This window comes from Microbulbifer sp. ABF4_107 (assembly GCF_056312215.1).
Map to the genome: position 1 here is coordinate 3,590,213 of NZ_CM149983.1, position 20,512 is coordinate 3,610,724.

Sequence of the window (20,512 nt, forward strand, 5' to 3'; positions counted from 1 at the left end):
TTACCCTGTACTATAAAAATCGAACCAGAACAGCATAGAACATAGAAACTCACGCCCCTTTTAAACCAGGATGTGAGATACCGGGCCGTCACCTATCAGCGCAGTGTGCCGCTGTGGAACAAATCACATGGAAACGAGCTGTTGAAAGATATAACCGTCGCTGCGCTGCAGATGATCAGCGGAGAAAACGTAAAAACAAACCTTGCTCAGGGCTTCAGGCTGGCACAGAAAGCCGCGGATAAAGGCGCCCAGATGATTGTGCTGCCGGAAAACTTCGCACATCTCGCCGATACCGGCAGCTACTCGGCGGCAGAAGCCCTCGCCAGGGGCAATGCCTGCCCCCACGACCAGCCCATACAACACGCATTACAACGCTGGGCCGCGGAGCTGGGCACTTGGGTGATCGCCGGTGCAACCCCGCTGTTGGACAGGCCAGATGGAAGTGCGACCGAGGCACAGCGCGTCCGCTCTGCCTGCCTGGTCTACGATAAGGGCGGCCACTTGCACGCGCGCTACGACAAAATTCATCTATTCGATGTGGATATTGATGACGCCGCTGGCCGTTACCGGGAATCCAGCAGTATTGAACCGGGCGATGAGATCGCTATCGCTGACACGCCATGGCTGAAACTGGGTCTCAGCATCTGCTTTGACCTTCGCTTTCCCGAGCTTTATCGCGCGCTTGCGACTGCCGGTGCCGAAGTCATCGTTGTTCCCGCGGCGTTCACCCATACGACTGGGCAGGCCCACTGGCTGACCCTGTTAAAAGCGCGGGCAATAGAGAACGGTTGTTTCGTGATCGCGGCCAACCAGGGAGGGCAGCACTCCCCCAGGCGCCGCACTTGGGGGCACTCGGTAATCATCGATCCCTGGGGGGATGTACTGGCGGAGGCCGGTGAGGGAGAAGCGGTAATTACCGCCACGCTACACGCGGAAAAACTGGAAAAAGTGCGGCGCGGCATGCCGTTATTGTCGATGCGGCGGCTATGAAAGCCATCGGCTAGGCTTCTACATTACCTTTCAGATTTTGTTGCGAAAAGGCCGGCAAAAAGGCGATAAGCACATGCAGAAACTTTCTCTACGTATCGATATTGTTTCCGATGTCGTGTGTCCCTGGTGCGTGATCGGCACCTACCGGTTACAGAGAGCGCTGGATGACTTCACAGACACGATCGTCCCGACCTTCCACTGGTTGCCCTTCGAGCTGAATCCGGATATGCCGCCGGAAGGACAGAATTTACGCGAACACATTGCCGAAAAGTACGGCACAACGCCTGCAGAGAGTATCGCCGCACGGGAGCAGCTTACTACCCTCGGGGCGGATGTGGGCTTCGCCTTCGACTACTTTGACGATATGCGCATAGTAAACACATTCCATGCCCATCAATTACTGCACTGGGCGGCAGGGGAAGGAAAACAGAACGCGCTGAGCTTGCAGCTTTTCGAGTCGTTTTTCAGCGAGCGACAGGATATCAGCCGCTTTGACATATTGATTGCCGCTGCGGGCAAGATGGGAATGAACACGTATTCAGCGCGAGATGTTCTGGCGAAGCAGGCTTTTGCCGACGATGTACGCCAACTGGAACAAGCTATTGTCGACAAAGGGGTACGCGCTGTTCCACTGTTCATCTTCAACGGCGAACACGTTATCAGTGGTGCGCAGGAAGTGGCGGTATTCAGGGGAATGCTCCAGCAATTGCTGGAATAGTTTGAGAAAAAAATCGAGAAAAATCGATCGGCGGATCAAACTTAAGCCACACAAATTAAAAAGGCCATCGTCAGATGGCCTTTTTAATTTACAAGGGGTGAGGCGGACTTACTGCTGTTCTACAACCTGCTCGATCCGTCCGAAGACAGACTTTCCATTCTCATCCAGCATTTCGATTGCAATCCTGTCGCCAAATTGCATAAACGCGGTGCTCGGCTTGCCGTCCTTAATGGTTTCGATCATGCGGATCTCGGCAATGCAGCTGTAACCCACACCGCCCTCTTTCACCGGCTTGCCGGGGCCGCCATCGAGCTTGTTCGACACGGTGCCGGAACCGATGATGGTACCGGCACCCAGCGGGCGGGTTTTGGCGGCGTGCGCAATCAACTGACCGAAGTGGAAGGTCATGTCGATGCCCGCGTTCGGCTCACCGAACTTCTCGCCATTCAGTTCGGAAACCAGCGGCAGGTGCAGCTTGCCGTCTTTCCAGTTGTCGCCCAGCTGCTCCGGGGTGACACACACCGGAGAGAAGGCGCTGGACGGCTTGGACTGATAAAAACCAAACCCCTTGGACAATTCGTTGGGAATCAGACCGCGCAGGGATACGTCGTTTACCAGCATCACCAGTTTGATGTGTTGCAGCGCATCTTCCGGAGAGACACCCATAGGCACATCATCGGTGATCACCGCGATCTCCGCTTCAAAGTCGATACCGAAGCCTTCGGACTGCGGCATTTTTACCGGCTCGCGCGGCGCCAGAAAGGTATCGGAGCCGCCCTGGTACATCAGCGGGTCGGTCCAGAAGCTTTCCGGCATTTCCGCACCTCTAGCCTTGCGCACCAGCTCCACGTGATTCACGTAGGCGGAGCCATCCGCCCAGTGGTACGCGCGCGGCAGCGGCGAGTGACACCCGGCCTGATCAAAGGTTTCGCCTTTGATGTCACCACTGTTGAGTTTTTGCTGCAGGTCTTCCAGCTGGGAAGAAACGCTCGCCCAGTTATCCAGGGCGTTTTGCAGTGTGGGCGCGACTTCGCTGGCATCCGCCATGCGGGTCAGGTCGTCACTGACCACGACGAGCTTGCCGTCGCGGCCGCTTTTCAGGCTGGCTAACTTCACTGTCCCTTCCTCTTTGAAAAAATGAATTTAGGGATCTACGGCTTTGAACTCTGTTTCGCCGTGCATCCAGGCCGCGTGACGCGGTGCCTTTTTGGTGCGAGACCACTCTTCCAGCATATCTTCGGCAACGCGCTTCAGCTCTTTGTGCATACCGGGCTTGGCGGTATTGGCAGCGAGCTCGATGCGGTGGCCATTGGGGTCAAAGAAATAGATGGATTTAAAGATGGTGTGATCGGTGGGACCAAGCACATCGACACCGGCCTCTTCGAGCTTCTGTTTCATTGCCAGCAGCTCGTCCATGCTCTCCACTTCCATGGCGATATGTTGCACCCACTGCGGGGTGTTTTCATCGCGGCCCATGTCCGGAGAATTGGGCAGTTCGAAAAACGCCAGTACATTGCCCTGCCCCGCATCGAGAAACACGTGCATGTACGGATCCGGCGCCCCGGTAGAGGGCACCCGGTCTTCGGCGATGGCGAGCTGGAAATCCATGCCCAGGAGATCGCGGTAAAACTCCACGGTCTCCTTGGCATCGCGGCAGCGGTAGGCCACGTGATGAATACGTTGAATTGCCATAGATGGCCTCCGGGCTTTAGACGCTGCGATTACGCCGCGTCTTCCTTTCCTTTGTCGCCGCCGATCACGCCGCGCTGCAGCTGGTCGCGCTCGATGGATTCAAACAGAGCCTTGAAGTTACCTTCACCGAAGCCTTCGTCTTCCTTGCGCTGGATAAACTCAAAAAACACCGGGCCGAGCATATTGGCAGAGAAGATCTGCAGCAGCAGGCGCGGCTGGCCGCCTTCGGTGGTGCCGTCCAACAAAATACCGCGCTTCTGGAATTCCTCGGTGGGCTCACCGTGGCCCGGCAGGCGCTCTTCCAGCATGTCGTAGTAAGTATCCGGCGGCGGGGTCATAAACTGCATGCCCTGCTTCTTCAGACGGTCCCAACAGGCCAACAGGTCATCGCAGGCAAAGGCGATGTGCTGGATGCCCTCGCCGTTGTACTTCATCAGGTACTCTTCGATCTGGCCGCCGCCACCGGCCGCCTCTTCGTTCAGCGGGATGCGGATCTTGCCGTCCGGCGCGGTCATCGCCTTGGACAGCAGGCCGGTGTACTCGCCCTTGATGTCGAAGTAGCGGATCTCGCGGAAATTGAACAGGTCTTCGTAGTACTTGGCCCAGTAGTCCATACGGCCGCGATACACGTTGTGAGTCAGGTGATCCAGGGTGTGGAAGCCACAGCCTTCCGGATGACGGTCCACGCCTTCCAGCCAATGGAAGTCGATGTCGTAAATGCTCTCGCCTTCTTTATAGCGGTCGATCAGATACAGGGTGGCGCCGCCAATGCCCTTGATCGCCGGCAGGCGCAATTCCATGGGGCCGGTTTCCACTTCTACCGGCTGGGCGCCCTTCTTGATGGCTTCGTTGTAGGCGAAGGTCGCATCCTTTACGCGGAACGCCAGGCCACAGGCGGAGGGGCCGTGCTCGCGGGCGTAGTAGTCCGCGTGGCTGCCTTTCTCGTAGTTGGTGATGAAGTTGATGTCGCCCTGGCGCCACAGCTCGACTTCTTTGGTGCGGTGGCGCGCCACCTTGGTGAAGCCCATGGCCTCGAACACGGTTTCCAGGACGCCCTTCTCCGGCGCGGTGAATTCCACGAACTCAAAGCCGTCCAGGCCCATCGGGTTCTCAAATAAATCGGCCATGTGATCCTCCATTTATATTGGATTCGTTGTCGGACCTGCGACGCCGCTTGTGGCCGCGGAGGTCTGCTTGGTTTCAGGTGCAACGAATTTAGTTACGCATGAAACTAATGTCAAGGGGCGATTGAAGCAGCTCAACTAGTGATAGATCCAGTGGGTGGATTTAGGTGGGAAATTGGTGACCGGACAGTAGAACCCGGTGCCAATACTTGCCGTATGGCGGGTGCCACCGGAAATCCGGAGGAGTCTTGAAAATTCTGCGTGAAGCAGGAAAAAAGACGGTGGAGCGGGAAATTCCGGGCCCGAGGGCCCGGAAACGGGGATGATGGTGACTTAAAGCTCTGGCTCGGTCACCTTGGTCAGATCACCCACACCGGCTTCCTTCAGCAGTGAATCCACCAGCGGTGCCATGGCGCGGTGCTTCAGCGCACTGCCCACCAGTGCTTCCGGCAGGCTTTGGCTCTGACCATGAGATTCTCCATCGGCATCCATGATGCCGCCGGCGCGACCGCCAACACCGTTCAGGCCTTCCACAGAGATGATCTTCATACCCTCGATCTTCTCCAGCGGACGCACGCTCTCGCGCACAATGTTGGGCAGGTTTTCGTGCAGACTGAGTACGCGCTTGAGGGCAATCTGCGCTTCGCTCAGGCTGTTCATGGCCTCATTCATCAGGCGCTGGCCTTCCGCATCCACCGCGTACTTCTCGCGATCCGCTTCCACCTTGATACGCACCGCTTCCGCTTCCGCGCTCGCCTGCAGGCGCAGGGCTTCGGCCTTGTCTTCCGCCGCGGCTTTTTCCGCTTCGGCGGCCACCTTGATGGAGGTAGCCTGACGCTCGGCTTCTTTCTGCGCTTCGATAATCTCGATGCGCTTGTCACGCTCGGCTACTTCCACGTCTTTGGCGGTGCGCACCTGCTCTTCCGCCTTTACCGCTTCGGCGCGGGCCACGTTGGCCTGCTGATCGGCAACGGACTGCTCTTTGGATTTTTCCGCAACTGCAATGGCGCGTTCCTGTTCGGCAATTTCCACTGACTTAGTTTTGGAAATGCGCTGCTCATCCAGCACGCGCTCGCGCTCGATTTCCTGCTCCTGCAGACGCTTTTCTTTTTCGATTTCCAGCAGGCGGGTGGCCTGTTCGGCGGCGATGCGGGACTGGTCTACCTCGCGCTCCGCTTCAATCTCTGCCTGGCGAGCCGCACGACCCTGAGCGGCGGTTTCGCGAGCGATATCCGCCTTCTGAGATGCCTCGCGATTTTCCAACTCGCGCTGTTGCTCGAGGTGCGCGTAGCGCTTTTCTTTTTCGATCTCCAGGCGCTGGCGTTCCGCTTCCAGGTTTTTGGTTTCTATCTGAACCCGGGTTTCCTGCTCGACGTCGTTCACTTCCTTGCGGCGCGCTTCGATCGAGCGGGTCATGCTGGCGAGACCTTCCGCATCGAACACGTTGTCCTGGTTGAAGAATTCCTTGCCGGTCTGATCAAGACCGGTGAGGGATACAGATTCCAGTTCCAGGCCGTTTTTCAGCAGGTCTTCGGAAACCACCTGCTGCACCTTCTGTACAAACTGGCTGCGCTGTTCGTGCAGCTCGGCCATTTCCATTTCTGCGGCCACGGAGCGCAGGGCGTCGACGAACTTGCCCTCGATCATTTCTTTCAGCGCTTCCGGATCCAGGGTGCGGATACCCAGGGTCTGCGCCGCGTTGGCGATGGCGTCGGTGTCCGGTTTTACCCGCAGGTAAAATTCCGCGAGCACATCCACGCGCATACGGTCCTTGGTGATCAGCGCCTGGTGCTCCTTGCGCGATACCGCAAGGCGCAGAGTGTTCATATTGACCGGGATGATTTCGTGTAGCACCGGCAGCACCAGAGCGCCGCCGTTCATGATGACTTTCTGCCCGCCCATACCGGTGCGCACAAAGGAGCGCTCTTTGGAGGCACGGGTATACAGGCGCGCGAAAATTGTGCCGATGACCATCAGGCCGACAAGCACGGCCCCCGCCATAATCGCAATACTGTGAAGATTCTGAATCACTATTTTTTTCTCCGGGGTGTTTTTTGTTTTGCTGTTTCGTTACGTACTGAAATTGAAAATTCTGAACACTCAGGTAGTTGGTACCTGGCCCGCGGGCAGGATCGCGCGGAAGCTGCCCCCCTGCTCCTCCACCAGCACCACCTCCTGGCCCTGAACAAAGCGCTCGGCCTCATCATAGGGCTCGACCATGACGTAATGGGTAGTACCAAACTCGTCTTTGAAGCGGGCCTCTGCCGGCGAACCGGGAACCGCCTCGCCGATCGTGATCACCGCGGTGCGGCCGGCAAATGAATCGCGACCCACAGCCTGGGTTTCGTCGCGCATGGCAAAGTGACCGAGGAGTTTGCCAAACAGGCGAACCTGGGGAAGCGCGATCAACAGAACCGGGATGGCCAGCCACACGCCGGGCAGGAGCGTACCCAGCAGGGCGTCGGCCAGCATCTGGAGCAATAGTCCGCTCACCCCAAACGCCACCAGGAATGCAACCAGCAGTATCAAGGCCGGCACTTCACCGAAGCGCAGCCAGCTCAGCAATTTGGTCAGCCCGCCGCTGGCACCCGCGTCGGGGGCATCGGCACTGAGCTCTATATCCGGCAGGAGGTTATCGAGAAAGTCCGAAAGGCCGACGCCAACCAGCATCATTACGGCTTCCAGAAGTGCGATCATCAGCATCAGTACCAACGCACCGGTATACAGCTGATTGCCGTCCTGAAGTAGAAATTCCATCCGTCCCTCCTTCAGGACTACCTTTGTTGTTCTATTCGTGTGCTCCATCAATCCTGCCGCGCTACCGTGGTGCGGTCAACCTCAGGCAATTACAGTCGGCGAATACTCACTTACTGACCTGTCCATTTTCAATGGACGAAAAAAAACCACCCGTTGGGTGGTTATCAATACAGGGTTAAACCCTTTCACTGGTAGGCGCTGCCGTTCAATCGGCAGGGCACCGGGGTCGACACTTTGAAGTGCAGAATGCCATTTCTGTCCTTGCGCAATCCTTCACGCGACCACCTCCAAGTACCGACGCCGCTGCCCTGCCCGGGCGCCAGGCAAAATCCGCGTACTTTTTACTTACTTTTCAACAAAGGCCCGTTCGATCACATATTCGCGAGGCACACCCGCGCGGGTTTCCTTGAAGCCCCAGTCATCGAGGATATTGGTGAGATCCTTGAGCATGGCGGGGGAGCCGCACAGCATAAAGCGATCTTCTTCCACATTCGGCTGGGGTACTCCCAGGTCACTGAACATCTTGCCAGACAGCATCAGGTCGGTGAGGCGACCGTTGTTGCGGTAGGGTTCGCGGGTTACCGTGGGGTAATACAGCAGGCCATCGCGTACCATCTCGCCGAAGTACTCGTGCTCCGGCAGCTCCTTCTCGATGTAATCCTGATAGGCCAGCTCGGACTTGAAGCGCACACCGTGGGTAAGAATGACCTGGTCAAAGCGCTCGTAGACATCCGGGTCCTTGATGATGCTCATAAACGGCGCCAGGCCGGTGCCGGTGGACAGCAGCCACAGGCGTTTGCCCGGCAGCAGGTGGTCGGCCACCAGGGTACCGGTAGGCTTGCGGCTGACGAAGATCTCGTCGCCGGGTTTGATCTTTTGCAGCTGGGAAGTCAGCGGGCCATCGGGAACCTTGATACTGAAGAACTCCAGCTCGTCCTCGTAGTTGGCGCTGGCGATGGAGTAGGCGCGCAGCAGCGGGCGACCGTTGGGCTGCTCCAGGCCGATCATGGTGAAGTGGCCGTTTTCGAAGCGGAAACCGGGGTCACGGCTGGTCTTGAAACTAAACAGGGTCTCGTTCCAGTGATGGACCTCGAGCACCGTTTCCTTATTCAAATTTGACATAACAATAGAACCACTTATTCCTGATCTTTTTGCTGGGTGAATTCTAGCGCTGGCATATCTATTGGCAAAATGGGATATTTCGATACTCGTTATCTATTATCTGGATATTTGCCATGCGCTATTCCCTGCGCCAGCTGGAGGTGTTCCTGGCCTGTGCCCACTTCCAGAATGTGAGCCGTGCCGCCGAGAGCCTGAATATGTCTCAATCCGCCGCGTCCACAGCGCTCAAGGAGTTTGAGCAGCAGTTCGACCTGCGCCTGTTCGAGCGCACCGGCAAGCGCCTGCGCCTGAATGAACTGGGGCGACAGCTGTGGCCGCGGGCCGAGGAATTGCTGGAGCGGGCGCGGGAGCTGGAGGCCACCTTACTGGTGCACGGTGATCTGGGCCGCCTGAAGATCGGTGCCACCCTGACCATCGGCAACTATATGGCAGCGGGCATCATGGCCCGCTATATGGAGGAACAGCCGGGGGCGCGGGTGGAACTGGAAGTGGCCAATACCGCGGCCATCGCCCAGGGCGTACTCAACTTCGAACTGGACCTGGGGCTGATCGAGGGCGAACTCAATCACCCGGACCTGGAAATGATCCCCTGGCGGGACGACGAGCAGGTGGTTTTCTGCGCGCCGGATCACCCGCTGGCAAAGCGCGCGCAGCTGGGTGATGAAGACCTGCGCGAGGCCACATGGATTCTGCGGGAAACCGGCTCCGGTACCCGCCAGACGTTTGAGCGGGCACTGGCAGGTCTGTTGCCGGAGCTGAATATAAGACTGGAGTTGCAGCACACCGAGGCGATCAAACGCGCGGTGGAAGCGGGACTGGGCATCAGCTGCCTGTCCCGGGTTTCACTAACCGACGCTTTCCGTCGCGGCGCGCTGGTGGAGCTGCCGGTGCCGCAGCGGGATTTCAGCCGCGAGTTTTATTTTGCCCTGCACCGGCAGAAATACCGCAGCGCGGGGATCGAGCGCTGGCTGGAACTTTGTCGGCAAGCGCCCTAGTGGTCCATGCGGAAAGTTGTGTAACTGTTTGCTTCGCCAAAGCGCCCAGCTCTGCGTTGAGAAAGCTTGAAATAGAACCACTATTCCTGCGCTTTCTCGCCTTGATCTGAACACTTTGGCTGTGCTCCATAGTTACCGAACTTTCCGCATGGACCACTAGCGAACATACGCAAACCGGCGGGTTATTCCTGGCCCGCCTTGCGCGCATCCAGGCGACGGATAAATTCCTGCAGGATCAAACGGTACAGTTCCTTGCCCAGGTATTTATCTTCCACGCCGCTGTCGATGGACGGGTTGTCATTCACTTCGATCACATATCCCTTACCTGCCGACTCCTTTACATCCACACCATAGAATCCGCGCCCGATGGGCTTGGTGGCTTTCAGTGCGGCCTGCAGTACCGGCTTCGGCACTTCAAAGGTCGGCAGTGTGGTAAAGCCACCACTCACGGTTTTCTTGTTGCCGTGGTTGTAGATCTGCCAGTGGTTCTTCGCCATATAGTAACGGCAGGCATACAGGGGTTTGTTATCCAGCACACCGATGCGCCAGTCGAATTCCGTGTACAGGAATTCCTGAGCCAGCAGCAGGCTGGATTCCGCAAACAGCTCTTCCAGTTTGCGGTGCAACTCGTCTTCCGAATTGACCTTCACCACACCGCGGGAGAAGGAACCGTCGGGGATTTTCACCACCATCGGCAGCCCCAGCTCTTCCATCGCCTGCTTCAGGCTGTCCTCGTCACCGCGGCGCAGAATGCGCGTGCGCGGTGCCGGCACCTTGTGGGTGTTGAACAGGTCCGCCAGATAAATCTTGTTGGTACAGCGCAGGATACTGGTCGGATCGTCCAGTACTACCAGGCCTTCCGCTTCGGCTTTTTTGGCAAAGCGGTAGGTGTGGTGATCGATCGCCGTGGTCTCGCGGATAAACAGGCCGTCGAATTCCGACAGGCGCATATAGTCCCCGGGTCCGATCAACTCCACTGACAGGCCCAACTCGCGCCCGGCGCTGACAAACTTCTTGATCGCGGCGCCGTCCGACGGCGGCAGTTTTTCTTCCGGGTTCACCAGAATCGCCAGGTCGTAGCGACTGTTGCTGGGCTTCTTGTGCTGGCGCCACACCTTGTTGCTGAAGTTGTCCAGCGCCTCGGCAAATTCGGTCTCCTCCGCTTCACCCAGATCCCGGTGCGAACACACCTTCAACTCCACGATTTCCCACTGGGGGTTCGCCCGCAGGTGAATCTCCAGTACCGGACAGGCGAAGCGATCAAACAGCGCACGCGCCAGCGGCTGCAGTGCGGGATCCGAACAACGACCGAAATAGGATTTCACCACCCGCCCGGTACCCGGTTCCGGCAGCGGCAATTTGGCCAGGGCGGGAATCGCCTGGGACAGCTGCAGTTTGTACAGCTGCGGCAGCGCCAGGTCGTTCAGGGTGCGCACGCTGGGCAGCACATTGTGGTTGCGCGCCTCCGCCAGCAGGGAACAGTAATAGCCCTCACTGCGGTAGTCGTAATCCGCGCACAGGTTGATCACCCGCACCCGCTGGGAACGGGCCGGCAGCGCCAGGTAGTCGGCAAAAGTGATTACCCGCTCGCTGGGGTAATAGGGTGCCCAGTCGTCGGGCTCATCGATCACGATCAGGATCTGTGACATCGGTTGGGGGTCTGCCTCAATAAAAGGTGGGCGGCGTCGGGAGACGAAAATGCACTATCTCGGGAGGGCCTGGATAGCGGGTCAGAATTGGCCCGCTGAATGTGCGAAAGATAGAAGAAAAGCGGGGTTCTGCCTAATACTTTTTCAACAGCTATTCGGCTATTTTCTGGCGGTTATTGCGGCCCTGTTTCCGGCAGCCCACGCGATGGAGAATCCAAGCTGTCACGACCAGCCATCATACCAATAAACATTGCCTGTAAGACCAATTGTGGTAGACTCAAGAGTGACTTTCGGCCCCTCTATTTGAGGTGAAGCCCACATAACAACGATAGAAATGAGTGCCATGAAAAGCGATTATGTTGGAACTGGCCGCCGCATTTATCAGCAGGTGGTAGAAAAAATGTTGACCCTTCTCGACAGCGGCGAGTACCCACCCGGGGTGCGCCTGCCGTCTGAGCGGGAACTGTCGGAAATGTTTGACGTGAGCCGCCCCAGCATCCGCGAGGCGATTATCGCCCTGGAAGTGATGGGCCGGGTTGCGGTGCGCACCGGATCCGGTGTTTACGTCATCGAACCGGTGAACTCCTTTACCGATACCAAGGATTTCAGCCCGTTTGAGCTCACCGAAGCGCGGGTGCTGATCGAGGGTGAACTGGCGGCGCTGGCGGCGACCATGATCACCGAAGAGCAGCTCGAAGACCTGCGTCTCGCCTACCGGGATATGGTGCGCGAGAACGAGGAAGGCAACCTCACCTCCGAGCGCGCCGACCGCAAGTTTCACGAAGTGATTTCCCGCGCGACCAATAATCGCGTGTTGATGAGTACCATCGACAAACTGTGGGATATTCAGGAGCACTCACCGGATATCCAGACGGTGCACAAAAATGTGTGTAAGAAAGATGGCCAGAAGCGCCTGGCCGAACACAAAGCCATTTTGCAGGCGCTGGAAAGTCACGACCCCTGTGCCGCGCGCAAAGCCATGCGCCTGCACTTCAACCGCTCGCTGAATGCATTGCACGACGCATCGGAAGCGAAAGCGGTAGAAGTGGTGCGCCGGGAAGTCTCCGAGCGCCGCAAGCGTTTTTCCATTGACCGCCTGGGGGAAACCGCCGGATTCTGATCCGTCAATTTAATCGCTGATTTTCAGAGGCCATACCGTTAAGCGGTATGGCCTTTTTTAATGCGCGATGAAATAGCGCAGCGAAGCTGAACAGAAAATTCCAGGCATAAAAAAGCCCGCACAAAGGCGGGCGAATAAACTCCGACAGGCGGCACCTTATCGGATGGAGAAGAGACAACCAATCAAACAAACCGAAGATCCTGCAGCCCTCTCCGAGGGGTTGGGCTACAGGCCCTTCTGTGCCATGGATCCCGAGCCCAAAACCAAAGGCTCGGGGATAGCACCTTAGAACTTGGCTTTCAGGCCAAGGAATACACGCGGTCCGTAGCTGTTCACCTCACCCAGGTTATCGCGGGTGAAGAAGTACTGCTTCTTGGGCTCATCAAACAGGTTGATGGCTTCCAAGCTCAGTTTTACAGCGTCGGTCAGCTGGTAGGACGCTTTCATTTCCCACACACCGGTGTCGCCGACATAACGCAGGCGGGTACCGTTGCCGGTGTACGGCTGGAAGTACTCGCTGCGGTACTTGTAGATCAGGCTCGTGTCGAGATCACCAATTTGATAGTACAGCTGACCGGAGAATACGTTCTCGGAGAAGCCGGGCAGGTTGCCTGGGGCAATAATGCCCTGCTTCTCGGAAGTCACGTTGCCACTTTCGTCGAGCACAACAGAGTCACCATACAGGCTGTCTTCGAATTCGAAGTCAGAGTCGGCGTAGTTGTAGCTCGCCTTCACACCCAGACCACTCAGGTAGCCCGGCAGGTAGGAGAAACGGTGAGTACCAGTAATCTCGATACCGCTCAGAGCGCTGGTGTCTTCGGTTGTGCGAGTAATATCGAAAGAAGCAGGGATCTGCTGACCGTCAACCGACAGCATTTCTGTTACGTGTGCGGTTTCGAAACCACCCTGGAAACGCTTGTGGTAAATACCGAAGGTCAGCATGGAATCGTCGTTAGGATACCATTCCAGTGCGGTATCGAAGCTCCAGGACATCAGCGGCTGCATATTCGGGTTGCCATCGCCGTTCACATCTTCCAGCAGATCTGCAATATCGGTGATTTCGTCGGAACCGTTGGTTTCAAAAGTGCGCGAATAGCCGAGGTTGGATGGATCCGGACGGGACATACCGCGATAAACCGCACCGCGCCACATCAGATCGTCACGAATGTCTGCGATAACATTCAGGCTGGGCAACACTTCGGTGTAGTCACCTCCGGCGGATACGCGCTCAAGCTCTGCACCTTCCACGTCGTCGATTGACAGAGTGCCATCGTCGTTGGTGGTAATGGTATAAGGAGTTCGGTATGCCACTGACTCGACTTCAGTCTGTACAACACGCACACCGAAGTTACCGCGTACCGGCAGGCTGGAGACGGAAGTATCGAAGTCTGCCATTACATACGCGGCGGTCGTGGTTTCGGTCACATCAGTGGTACCACCGCTCTGCTGCTCAAGTTCCGGGTAAGCGAAGTCTTCACCAAGATGTCCAAGCAGCATATCCGCCACACAGTTGGTATCAAAGGTCGCCCAGGAATTGGACCCGCCAATTACATTGCCATTTTCATCAACATTGGTAATCAGGTTGCCGCTACCTTCTTTGGCCAGGAAATCGCTTTCAGCGAATTCAAGCGCACACGCCTGGTTGATCTCGGCAATTTTTTCCTGGTCGCTGCCCAGGCTGATGCTGAACTCATCGCGAGCCGATCCCAGATCCACGTACTCGAGCTCGGAGAAACGCAGACCACCTTTCACACCGGTGATAAAACTGTGATCCAGCGCCAGATCGAAGTCAGTGCGGAACGCTTCGTTGGTGTTGCGACGATCCACATCGTTGTCCACACGGATACGGTAGGAATCGGAGAACAGCGTGTGATCGGTCACATCGAAGTCGGTAACGGTGTACTGACGGATTCCCGAGTCAAAGTCCCAGGAAACCAGAGGGCGGTAGTTAGAACTTTCGCCATAGATGTCTTTGCTGTCCGACTGGGTACGTAGCAGCACCTGGTTTTCGGTACGGGTCGTTTCGGAGAAGGAGTAATCTGCAGATACGGTCAGCTTGTCGGTAAATTCATAGGAAACATTCAGACCATAGCCAAGGTAGTCTTCGGCACGCTCGTATGTTTCGCTGTTGGATTCAATCGCAGTCTCACCAGCCCAGCTCGTTACGGCACCGGTATCAGTTACTACCAGGCTGTCACCGGTGACGTCCGGAGTGGCGCGCTTCATGTTCGCGAAGTTCAGGTCGTGACGCTGCTCGGCCTGAATACGCTCGGACTGCTGCAGATCAAAATTAATATCGGTCTTGTCATTCGGCTGAAATTGCAGCGCTACAAATACCGCGTCGCGCTCGTCAGAAGTATCGTTCTGACGATAACCGTTGGAGCTGCCAACGAATGCAAACGGAGTGCCGTCACTAATGGCTTTGCCAGTTTCCGGATCAACAGCGGTCTGATAGCCCTGGTTACTGGAACCGTCAATCTGGTCTTCACAGTCACCCGCAGACCCACGGTAGAAACCTTCATTGGTGTTGCTGGGGTCGTTCAGACACGCCCACAGTGAAGTGCCACTCGGGCTGGACGAGCGCATCTCTGATTCCGGCTGCGAAATATCACTTCTTTCCACACCCAGAGACACACCGAACGCCATGCCGTTGTCGAATTCGAACTGGTCTACATAGCTGGCACTACCGCGGAAACCCATATCGCCAGCCATGGAATCTTCGACGTTAAACTGGTTCGGGTTGATATTCGCTTTGGCGTCGATCTGGATACGCTGCTCGCCGTATTCCAGCGGCTTCAGGGTTTCCAGCGCGATCAGACCCGCTACACCACCTTCGATCAGGCTGGCGTCCTGGGTTTTGTAAATCGCGATTTTGTTCATCAGTTCGGAAGGGAACTGGGAGAAGTTTACCGAGCGGTCACCACTACCGTTGGAAGCGGAGCGTCCATTAATAGTAGTCGCACTCAGGTAAGGGCCCATACCACGGATGGAGATTTCGGTGGCGCCGCCGTTTTCGCGGTGGGAAGAAGCACCGGTTACGGATTCGAGGGCCTCACCGATGGAAAGCGCAGGCAGGTCACCGATTTCATTCGCAGACATGCCGTCTACGATAGTGGTGGAGTTGCGCTTGATATCGATAGTGGTCTGGATGGTGGCGCGGGTGCCGGTTACGACAACCTCTTCCAGTGCCTGGTCGGATTCTGCGATTGCAGCTTCCTGTGCTTGAACAGAACCTACATAACCAACATAAGTTACTGCGGCGATTGCGCTTACAAGAAGCGACTTCTTAAACGTTCTCTCGTTAGCCATTACATCTCTCGCGTCTTTATTATTATCACGCATGATTACCCCCAAGGAAGTCTGCGCTAGTTGATAGTAACAAGGGCGCCCTGTTCTGGCGCCTTATTCATCGCTCATATCGCGGTTTTTATTATCAGCCTCTTGACCAGTGACAACCGCTTTCGGTCGGCTGTCCGCGATCTGGCCAGCACAAATTCTCACCTGCCTACAAGCTAGTCAACCAATTTTCAGAAAAACTTCACATTTTGGACTGACCCCTGCCTGCTTTTTGTGCACTTTACCGGAATATTTTGCGAGACGCACCAATTCTGCACAAAATTTCGAGGCGAACTGGTTAGCCCGATTGGTTGACAATTATTTTTGACCAATTTAGTCTGGCCCCATAATAACTCCGCGATGCCCAAAGACGCCCCGATATGGTGCAGCTCGGCAAGAGGCCATAGAGCTTCAGGTTGGCAACCGCGATAACGAAAACTCAGAAAAACTATTCAGGTGATCATGAGAACTTCAGCAATCAAACCACTGCTGGCCGCCGCCTTGCTGACTGCCGGGCAGGCTTCCCTGTTCTGTGTTCAGGCTTCCGCCGAGGAATACCTGGTACACAATCAGACGGAGTACGCTAAGGTCGCCAAGAGCCTTGAAGCTGGCGATACCGTGGTGCTGGCAAATGGCGTCTGGAAAGATTTTGAAATTCTATTCACCGGAAACGGGGAAAAAGAGAACCCGATTACGCTGACTGCGCAGGAAAAAGGAAAAGTGGTTCTGAGCGGCCAGTCCAACCTGCGCCTTGCGGGCGAGCATCTACTGGTTTCCGGCCTCGTGTTTAAAGACGGCTACACGCCGAGCAGCGAGGTAATCTCCTTTCGCCGTAACAAAGACCACCTGGCCAACAATTCCCGCGTGACTGAAGTGGTGATCGAAGACTTCAGCAAGCCGGAGCGTATGGACTCCGATTACTGGGTGAGTATCTACGGCAAGAACAACCGCTTCGATCACAGTCACCTGGCGGGCAAACGCAACAAGGGTGTGACCATGGCGGTGCGCCTGAACACCGAAGCGAGCCAGGAAAACCGCCACCGTATCGACCACAACTATTTTGGCCCGCGCCCTGTTCTGGGTTCCAACGGCGGTGAGACCCTGCGTATCGGCACCAGCCACTACTCTCTGACCGATTCCCTGACAGTGGTCGAAAACAACTTCTTCGACCGTGCCGACGGCGAGGTGGAAATCATCTCCGTCAAATCCGGCAAAAATATTCTGCGCAACAACACCTTTTTCGAATCCCGCGGCACCCTGACCATGCGTCACGGCAACGGTAACCTGATCGAAGGCAACGTGTTCCTGGGCAATGGCGTGGACCACACCGGCGGTATTCGTGTGATCAATGCGGACCAGGTCATTCGCAACAATTATCTCGAAGGTCTCACAGGCTATCGGTTTGGGAGTGGGTTCACCGTGATGAACGGTGTTCCCAACTCTCCCATCAATCGCTACCACCAGGTGGTAAACGCGAAGATCGAGAACAACAGTTTCATCAATGTGGAGCACATCCACCTGGCTGCAGGTAGTGACCAGGAGCGCAGCGCGACGCCGCAGGACTCCACGATTGCCGACAATATTTTCTATACCGAGAGTGGTAAGTCTCCCTTCTCTATTTTTGACGATATCTCCGGTATTACCTTTGCCAACAACGTCTCCAACGGCTTTGTGGACAAGAAGATTCACGAAGGCATCGATAAAGGCGTGGGCAAACTGAAGCGTGCCGACAATGGCCTGCTCTACCCGACCGATAAGTCCGTAGCGAATAAGGGCGCGAGCAAAGACCTGGTAGTTACCACCAAGGAAATGACCGGCGCTTCCTGGTATCCCAAATCAGAACCGGTTACCCCGTTCGACAGTGGCAAGTCCATCAGCGTGCGCCCCGGTGAAAATGCTCTGTTCGACGCCATCGCCAGTGCGGCGGACGGCGACACCCTGGTTCTGGAAAACGGCGTCTACAACGCGACCAAGCGCCTGGATATCAACAAGACGTTGACCATCAAAGCGAAAAAACAGGGCAAAGTAACCCTGACCAGCGGCCGCCCGGTGATGTTCGAGATACAGGATGGCGGTAGCCTGTCGCTGGATGGCTTGGTGATTTCCGGCTCCAACAGCCCGGACAATGCCGGCAATATCCTTATCCGCACCGCGGTGTGGGGCATGCTGAAAAACTACCGTTTTTCCATGACCAACAGCCGTGTGGAAAACCTGGATATCAACCACTCCTACCACGTTTTCGACTCCGGCCTGCGCGCCTTTGCCGACACCATTACTCTCGCGAACAACACGTTCGAGAACATCACCGGCGATCTGCTCAAGCTGAATAAAGAGACCGATGACCTCGGTGTGTACAACGCGGAATACGTGATTGTGACCGGTAATACCTTCAAAAACGTTCAAGGTGCGCTCGTCGACCTTTATCGCGGCGGTACCGATGAAAGCACCTTTGGCCCGCACATCGATTTCAGCAACAACACGGTTACCGGATCCGGTAAGGGCAAGCGCAACAAGACGCAGGCATTGATCAAACTGCACGGCACCCAGGTGGCAGACATCCATGAAAACCGCATCGAAGACAGTGCGGGTATCGTGGTCGAACACACCGTAGGTGAGCCGGTTACCCATATTGCCAACAACCAGTTCTTCAAGGCCCCGCTGCCGGAAGTCACTGAACTTGTCGCCCAGGGCCCGCACACCGCGACCCTTGCCAACAACACCGTGAAAAACTGATTTAGAGAAGAACGAAAACGATGTTTGGCAACTCCATATTTAAACAGCGTAAATCTCTCGCCGCCGGCGTGGCTCTGGCGGCAGGGGTATCTGCGGGAGTTTTCGCGGTAAACCCGATTGCAGCTTCCGGCGCTCACCATCCCAACCTGGTAATCAGCGCAGCCGACGTCGATGCCATGCAGGGCGCAGTTGAACAACCCGGCCGCTTTCGCAGCGCCTTTCTCCGCAGTCAGTCCGCGGTAGATCGCGCACTGGAAGCGCCCATCGCGGTGCCGGTGCCCGCGGATGCCGGCGGTGGTTACACCCACGAGCAGCACAAAAAGAACTACCAGCTGATGTACAACGCTGGCGTGCTGTATCAAGTGACCGAAGACGCAAAATACGCGGAGCGCGTACGGGATATGCTGCTCGCCTATGCGGACATGTACCCGACGCTGCCACTGCACCCCAAGCGTCGCCCCGGTGCAGAGAATCCGGGGAAACTGTTCTGGCAGAGCCTGAACGAAGCGGTGTGGCTGGTGTACACCATTCAGGCCTACGATCTGATCCGTTCGTCTCTCACTGACGCGGAAGCACAAAAAATTGAACAGGGTGCGCTGCGCCCGGTGGCCAAATTTTTGTCCGTCGATTCGCCGAAGACCTTTAACAAGGTACACAATCACGGCACCTGGCTGACCGCCGGTGTGGGTATGGCCGGCTATGTGCTGGACGAGCCGGAGTGGGTGGAGCAGGCGCTGCTGGATCTGGATAAATCCGGCAAGGGCGGATTTCTTCGCCAGCTGAGCACCCTGTTTTCGCCGGACGGCTACTACAACGAAGGCCCCTACTACCAGCGTTACGCGCTTATGCCTTTCGTCACCTTTGCCAAGGCGATTGAGAACAACGAACCAGAGCGGGGAATTTTCGATTACCGCGACGGTATCGTGATGAAAGCGATCGATACCACCATCCAGCTCAGCTACAACAACCTGTTCTTCCCGATCAACGATGCCATCAAAAGCAAGGGTATCGATACGTCAGAACTGGTACTGGGTGTGACCATTGCCTACGGCGAATCCGGCAACCCGCAATTGCTGGACATCGCCGCGCGTCAGGATCAGATTCTGCTGAGCGGCGATGGGCTCAAGGTTGCCCAGGCGCTGGACGCCGGTGAGCAACAGCCCTACGAGTTTAAATCCTTCGCCTTCCGCGATGGCAAAGACGGCGACGAAGGCGCGCTGGTGGTTCTGAGGCAGCAGATTGCCGGCGACCAGGCACTCGTATTCAAGCCCGCCGCCCAGGGTATGGGCCACGGCCACTTCGACAAGCTTTCCTGGCAGTTTTACGACCGCGGTGCCGAGATTGTCACCGACTATGGTGCCGCGCGCTTCCTGAATGTGGAAGCGAAAAACGGCGGCCGTTACCTGGAAGAAAACGAAACCTGGGCCAAGCAGACCGTCGCGCACAACACAATTGTGGTGGACGAGACCTCGCACTTCGACAACAGCCTGAAGGTGGCCAACCAGGATCATCCGGAACTGCTGTTTTTCCACGCGGATGATCAGGTCAAAATCAGCGCGGCGGAAATTGACTCCGCCTATCCTGGTGTTTCCCTCAAGCGTACCCTGGCACTGGTGAACAACCCGCAAAGTGGCAGTACCTTCGCCATCGACCTGTTTGACGTGCAAGCCACGAAAAAACACCAGTTCGATTTGCCACTGCACTACAACGGCCAACTGGTGGAGACCAGCTTCAACTTGCAGGGTTACACCGACAGCCTGAAAGCGCTGGGCAGCAAAAATGGTTATCAGCACCTGTGGCTGAAGGCCCGCGGAAAACCCGAATCCGGCCTCGCCCAGGTGACCTGGCTGAACGACAACGGTCGCTTCTATACCCAGTCGAGCCTTGTGGATGGGGAAACCGAACTGCTGTTTACCGAACTCGGTGCCAACGACCCGAACTTTAACCTGCGTTCCGAAAAAGGCTTTATCGCCCGTCGCGACAATGCCCGTGCACATAGCTTCCTGAGCGTGCTCGAGCCCCACGGTGAGTACAACCCGGCCAAGGAATTCACCTTGAGAGCGGAAAGCCAGGTCAATGCTCTGGCGCATCAGCGCAGCGGCGATCTGGAACTGATCTCCATTGGCACCAAAAATGGCGCCACACAACTGCTGGCGTTCAACGGAAATCGCGACGCAGCGGACGATATCCAGAACACGTTTGAATTCGGCGGCAGTGAATACCGTTTCACCGGCCGCGCCAAACTCTTTCAGATTAAAAATTGAGAAAGGCAAAAC

Annotated in this window: 14 protein-coding genes; 6 read left to right on the plus strand and 8 right to left on the minus strand. The window is 56.5% G+C overall.

Going from position 1 to position 20,512, the window contains the following annotated elements; all coding sequences use genetic code 11:
* The first annotated feature begins 141 nt into the window (after window positions 1-141).
* The gene (locus ACYX4K_RS14675) at window positions 142-990 is read left to right on the plus strand and encodes a carbon-nitrogen hydrolase family protein (protein WP_475091398.1); all 849 of its coding nucleotides are present in this window, start codon (window positions 142-144) and stop codon (window positions 988-990) included.
* Window positions 991-1,063: 73 nt separating this feature from the next.
* Window positions 1,064-1,708, plus strand: coding sequence for a DsbA family oxidoreductase (locus ACYX4K_RS14680; RefSeq protein WP_475091397.1), 645 nt, complete (start codon window positions 1,064-1,066; stop codon window positions 1,706-1,708).
* Between the two features lie 108 nt (window positions 1,709-1,816).
* Here ACYX4K_RS14680 and ACYX4K_RS14685 read toward each other — a convergent pair whose 3' ends face one another.
* From ACYX4K_RS14685 to ACYX4K_RS14710, 6 genes are all read right to left on the minus strand, one after another.
* Window positions 1,817-2,824, minus strand: coding sequence for a fumarylacetoacetate hydrolase family protein (locus ACYX4K_RS14685; protein WP_475091396.1), 1,008 nt, complete (start codon window positions 2,822-2,824; stop codon window positions 1,817-1,819).
* 27 nt (window positions 2,825-2,851) lie between these two features.
* Entirely contained in the window at window positions 2,852-3,400 is a 549-nt protein-coding gene (locus tag ACYX4K_RS14690; protein ID WP_475091395.1) for a VOC family protein, read from the minus strand.
* A 29-nt stretch (window positions 3,401-3,429) separates the two neighbouring features.
* Window positions 3,430-4,527, minus strand: a complete 1,098-nt coding sequence (gene hppD / locus ACYX4K_RS14695; protein WP_475091394.1) for a 4-hydroxyphenylpyruvate dioxygenase — start codon at window positions 4,525-4,527, stop codon at window positions 3,430-3,432.
* 330 nt (window positions 4,528-4,857) lie between these two features.
* Entirely contained in the window at window positions 4,858-6,555 is a 1,698-nt protein-coding gene (locus ACYX4K_RS14700) for a flotillin family protein (protein ID WP_475091393.1), read from the minus strand.
* Window positions 6,556-6,624: 69 nt separating this feature from the next.
* Window positions 6,625-7,281: a YqiJ family protein gene (locus tag ACYX4K_RS14705; RefSeq protein WP_475091392.1), complete on the minus strand. Its 657-nt coding sequence runs from the start codon at window positions 7,279-7,281 to the stop codon at window positions 6,625-6,627.
* A 345-nt stretch (window positions 7,282-7,626) separates the two neighbouring features.
* Window positions 7,627-8,403, minus strand: a complete 777-nt coding sequence (locus ACYX4K_RS14710) for a ferredoxin--NADP reductase (protein WP_475091391.1) — start codon at window positions 8,401-8,403, stop codon at window positions 7,627-7,629.
* 113 nt (window positions 8,404-8,516) lie between these two features.
* Between ACYX4K_RS14710 and ACYX4K_RS14715 the strand changes: the two genes are divergently transcribed.
* Entirely contained in the window at window positions 8,517-9,398 is an 882-nt protein-coding gene (locus ACYX4K_RS14715) for a LysR family transcriptional regulator (protein ID WP_475091390.1), read from the plus strand.
* 182 nt (window positions 9,399-9,580) lie between these two features.
* On the opposite strand, the gene ACYX4K_RS14720 is transcribed toward ACYX4K_RS14715, so the two are convergent.
* Window positions 9,581-11,047 carry a RimK family protein gene (locus ACYX4K_RS14720; RefSeq protein WP_475091389.1) on the minus strand — a complete coding sequence of 489 codons (1,467 nt, stop codon included), beginning with the start codon at window positions 11,045-11,047 and terminating at the stop codon, window positions 9,581-9,583.
* 343 nt (window positions 11,048-11,390) lie between these two features.
* Here ACYX4K_RS14720 and ACYX4K_RS14725 point away from each other — a divergent pair, with 343 nt between their 5' ends.
* Window positions 11,391-12,167, plus strand: a complete 777-nt coding sequence (locus tag ACYX4K_RS14725; protein ID WP_475091388.1) for a FadR/GntR family transcriptional regulator — start codon at window positions 11,391-11,393, stop codon at window positions 12,165-12,167.
* 285 nt (window positions 12,168-12,452) lie between these two features.
* Here the strand turns inward: ACYX4K_RS14725 and ACYX4K_RS14730 are convergent, their stop codons facing one another.
* Entirely contained in the window at window positions 12,453-15,476 is a 3,024-nt protein-coding gene (locus ACYX4K_RS14730) for a TonB-dependent receptor (protein ID WP_475091387.1), read from the minus strand.
* Between the two features lie 489 nt (window positions 15,477-15,965).
* Between ACYX4K_RS14730 and ACYX4K_RS14735 the strand changes: the two genes are divergently transcribed.
* Together ACYX4K_RS14735 and ACYX4K_RS14740 are read left to right on the plus strand one after the other, a co-directional pair.
* Window positions 15,966-18,236, plus strand: a complete 2,271-nt coding sequence (locus ACYX4K_RS14735; protein ID WP_475091386.1) for a chondroitinase-B domain-containing protein — start codon at window positions 15,966-15,968, stop codon at window positions 18,234-18,236.
* Between the two features lie 20 nt (window positions 18,237-18,256).
* Complete coding sequence (locus ACYX4K_RS14740; protein WP_475091385.1) at window positions 18,257-20,500, plus strand: heparinase II/III domain-containing protein; 2,244 nt, start codon at window positions 18,257-18,259, stop codon at window positions 20,498-20,500.
* Window positions 20,501-20,512: the final 12 nt, after the last annotated feature.

Coding starts and splice junctions, on each gene's coding strand:
- ACYX4K_RS14680 (WP_475091397.1), top strand. CDS start 1,064: ATGCAGAAACTTTCTCTACGTATCGATATTGTTTCCGATGTCGTGTGT.
- ACYX4K_RS14710 (WP_475091391.1), bottom strand. CDS start 8,403: ATGTCAAATTTGAATAAGGAAACGGTGCTCGAGGTCCATCACTGGAAC.
- ACYX4K_RS14730 (WP_475091387.1), bottom strand. CDS start 15,476: ATGGCTAACGAGAGAACGTTTAAGAAGTCGCTTCTTGTAAGCGCAATC.
- ACYX4K_RS14705 (WP_475091392.1), bottom strand. CDS start 7,281: ATGGAATTTCTACTTCAGGACGGCAATCAGCTGTATACCGGTGCGTTG.
- ACYX4K_RS14740 (WP_475091385.1), top strand. CDS start 18,257: ATGTTTGGCAACTCCATATTTAAACAGCGTAAATCTCTCGCCGCCGGC.
- ACYX4K_RS14715 (WP_475091390.1), top strand. CDS start 8,517: ATGCGCTATTCCCTGCGCCAGCTGGAGGTGTTCCTGGCCTGTGCCCAC.
- ACYX4K_RS14735 (WP_475091386.1), top strand. CDS start 15,966: ATGAGAACTTCAGCAATCAAACCACTGCTGGCCGCCGCCTTGCTGACT.
- ACYX4K_RS14690 (WP_475091395.1), bottom strand. CDS start 3,400: ATGGCAATTCAACGTATTCATCACGTGGCCTACCGCTGCCGCGATGCC.
- ACYX4K_RS14725 (WP_475091388.1), top strand. CDS start 11,391: ATGAAAAGCGATTATGTTGGAACTGGCCGCCGCATTTATCAGCAGGTG.
- ACYX4K_RS14720 (WP_475091389.1), bottom strand. CDS start 11,047: ATGTCACAGATCCTGATCGTGATCGATGAGCCCGACGACTGGGCACCC.
- hppD (WP_475091394.1), bottom strand. CDS start 4,527: ATGGCCGATTTATTTGAGAACCCGATGGGCCTGGACGGCTTTGAGTTC.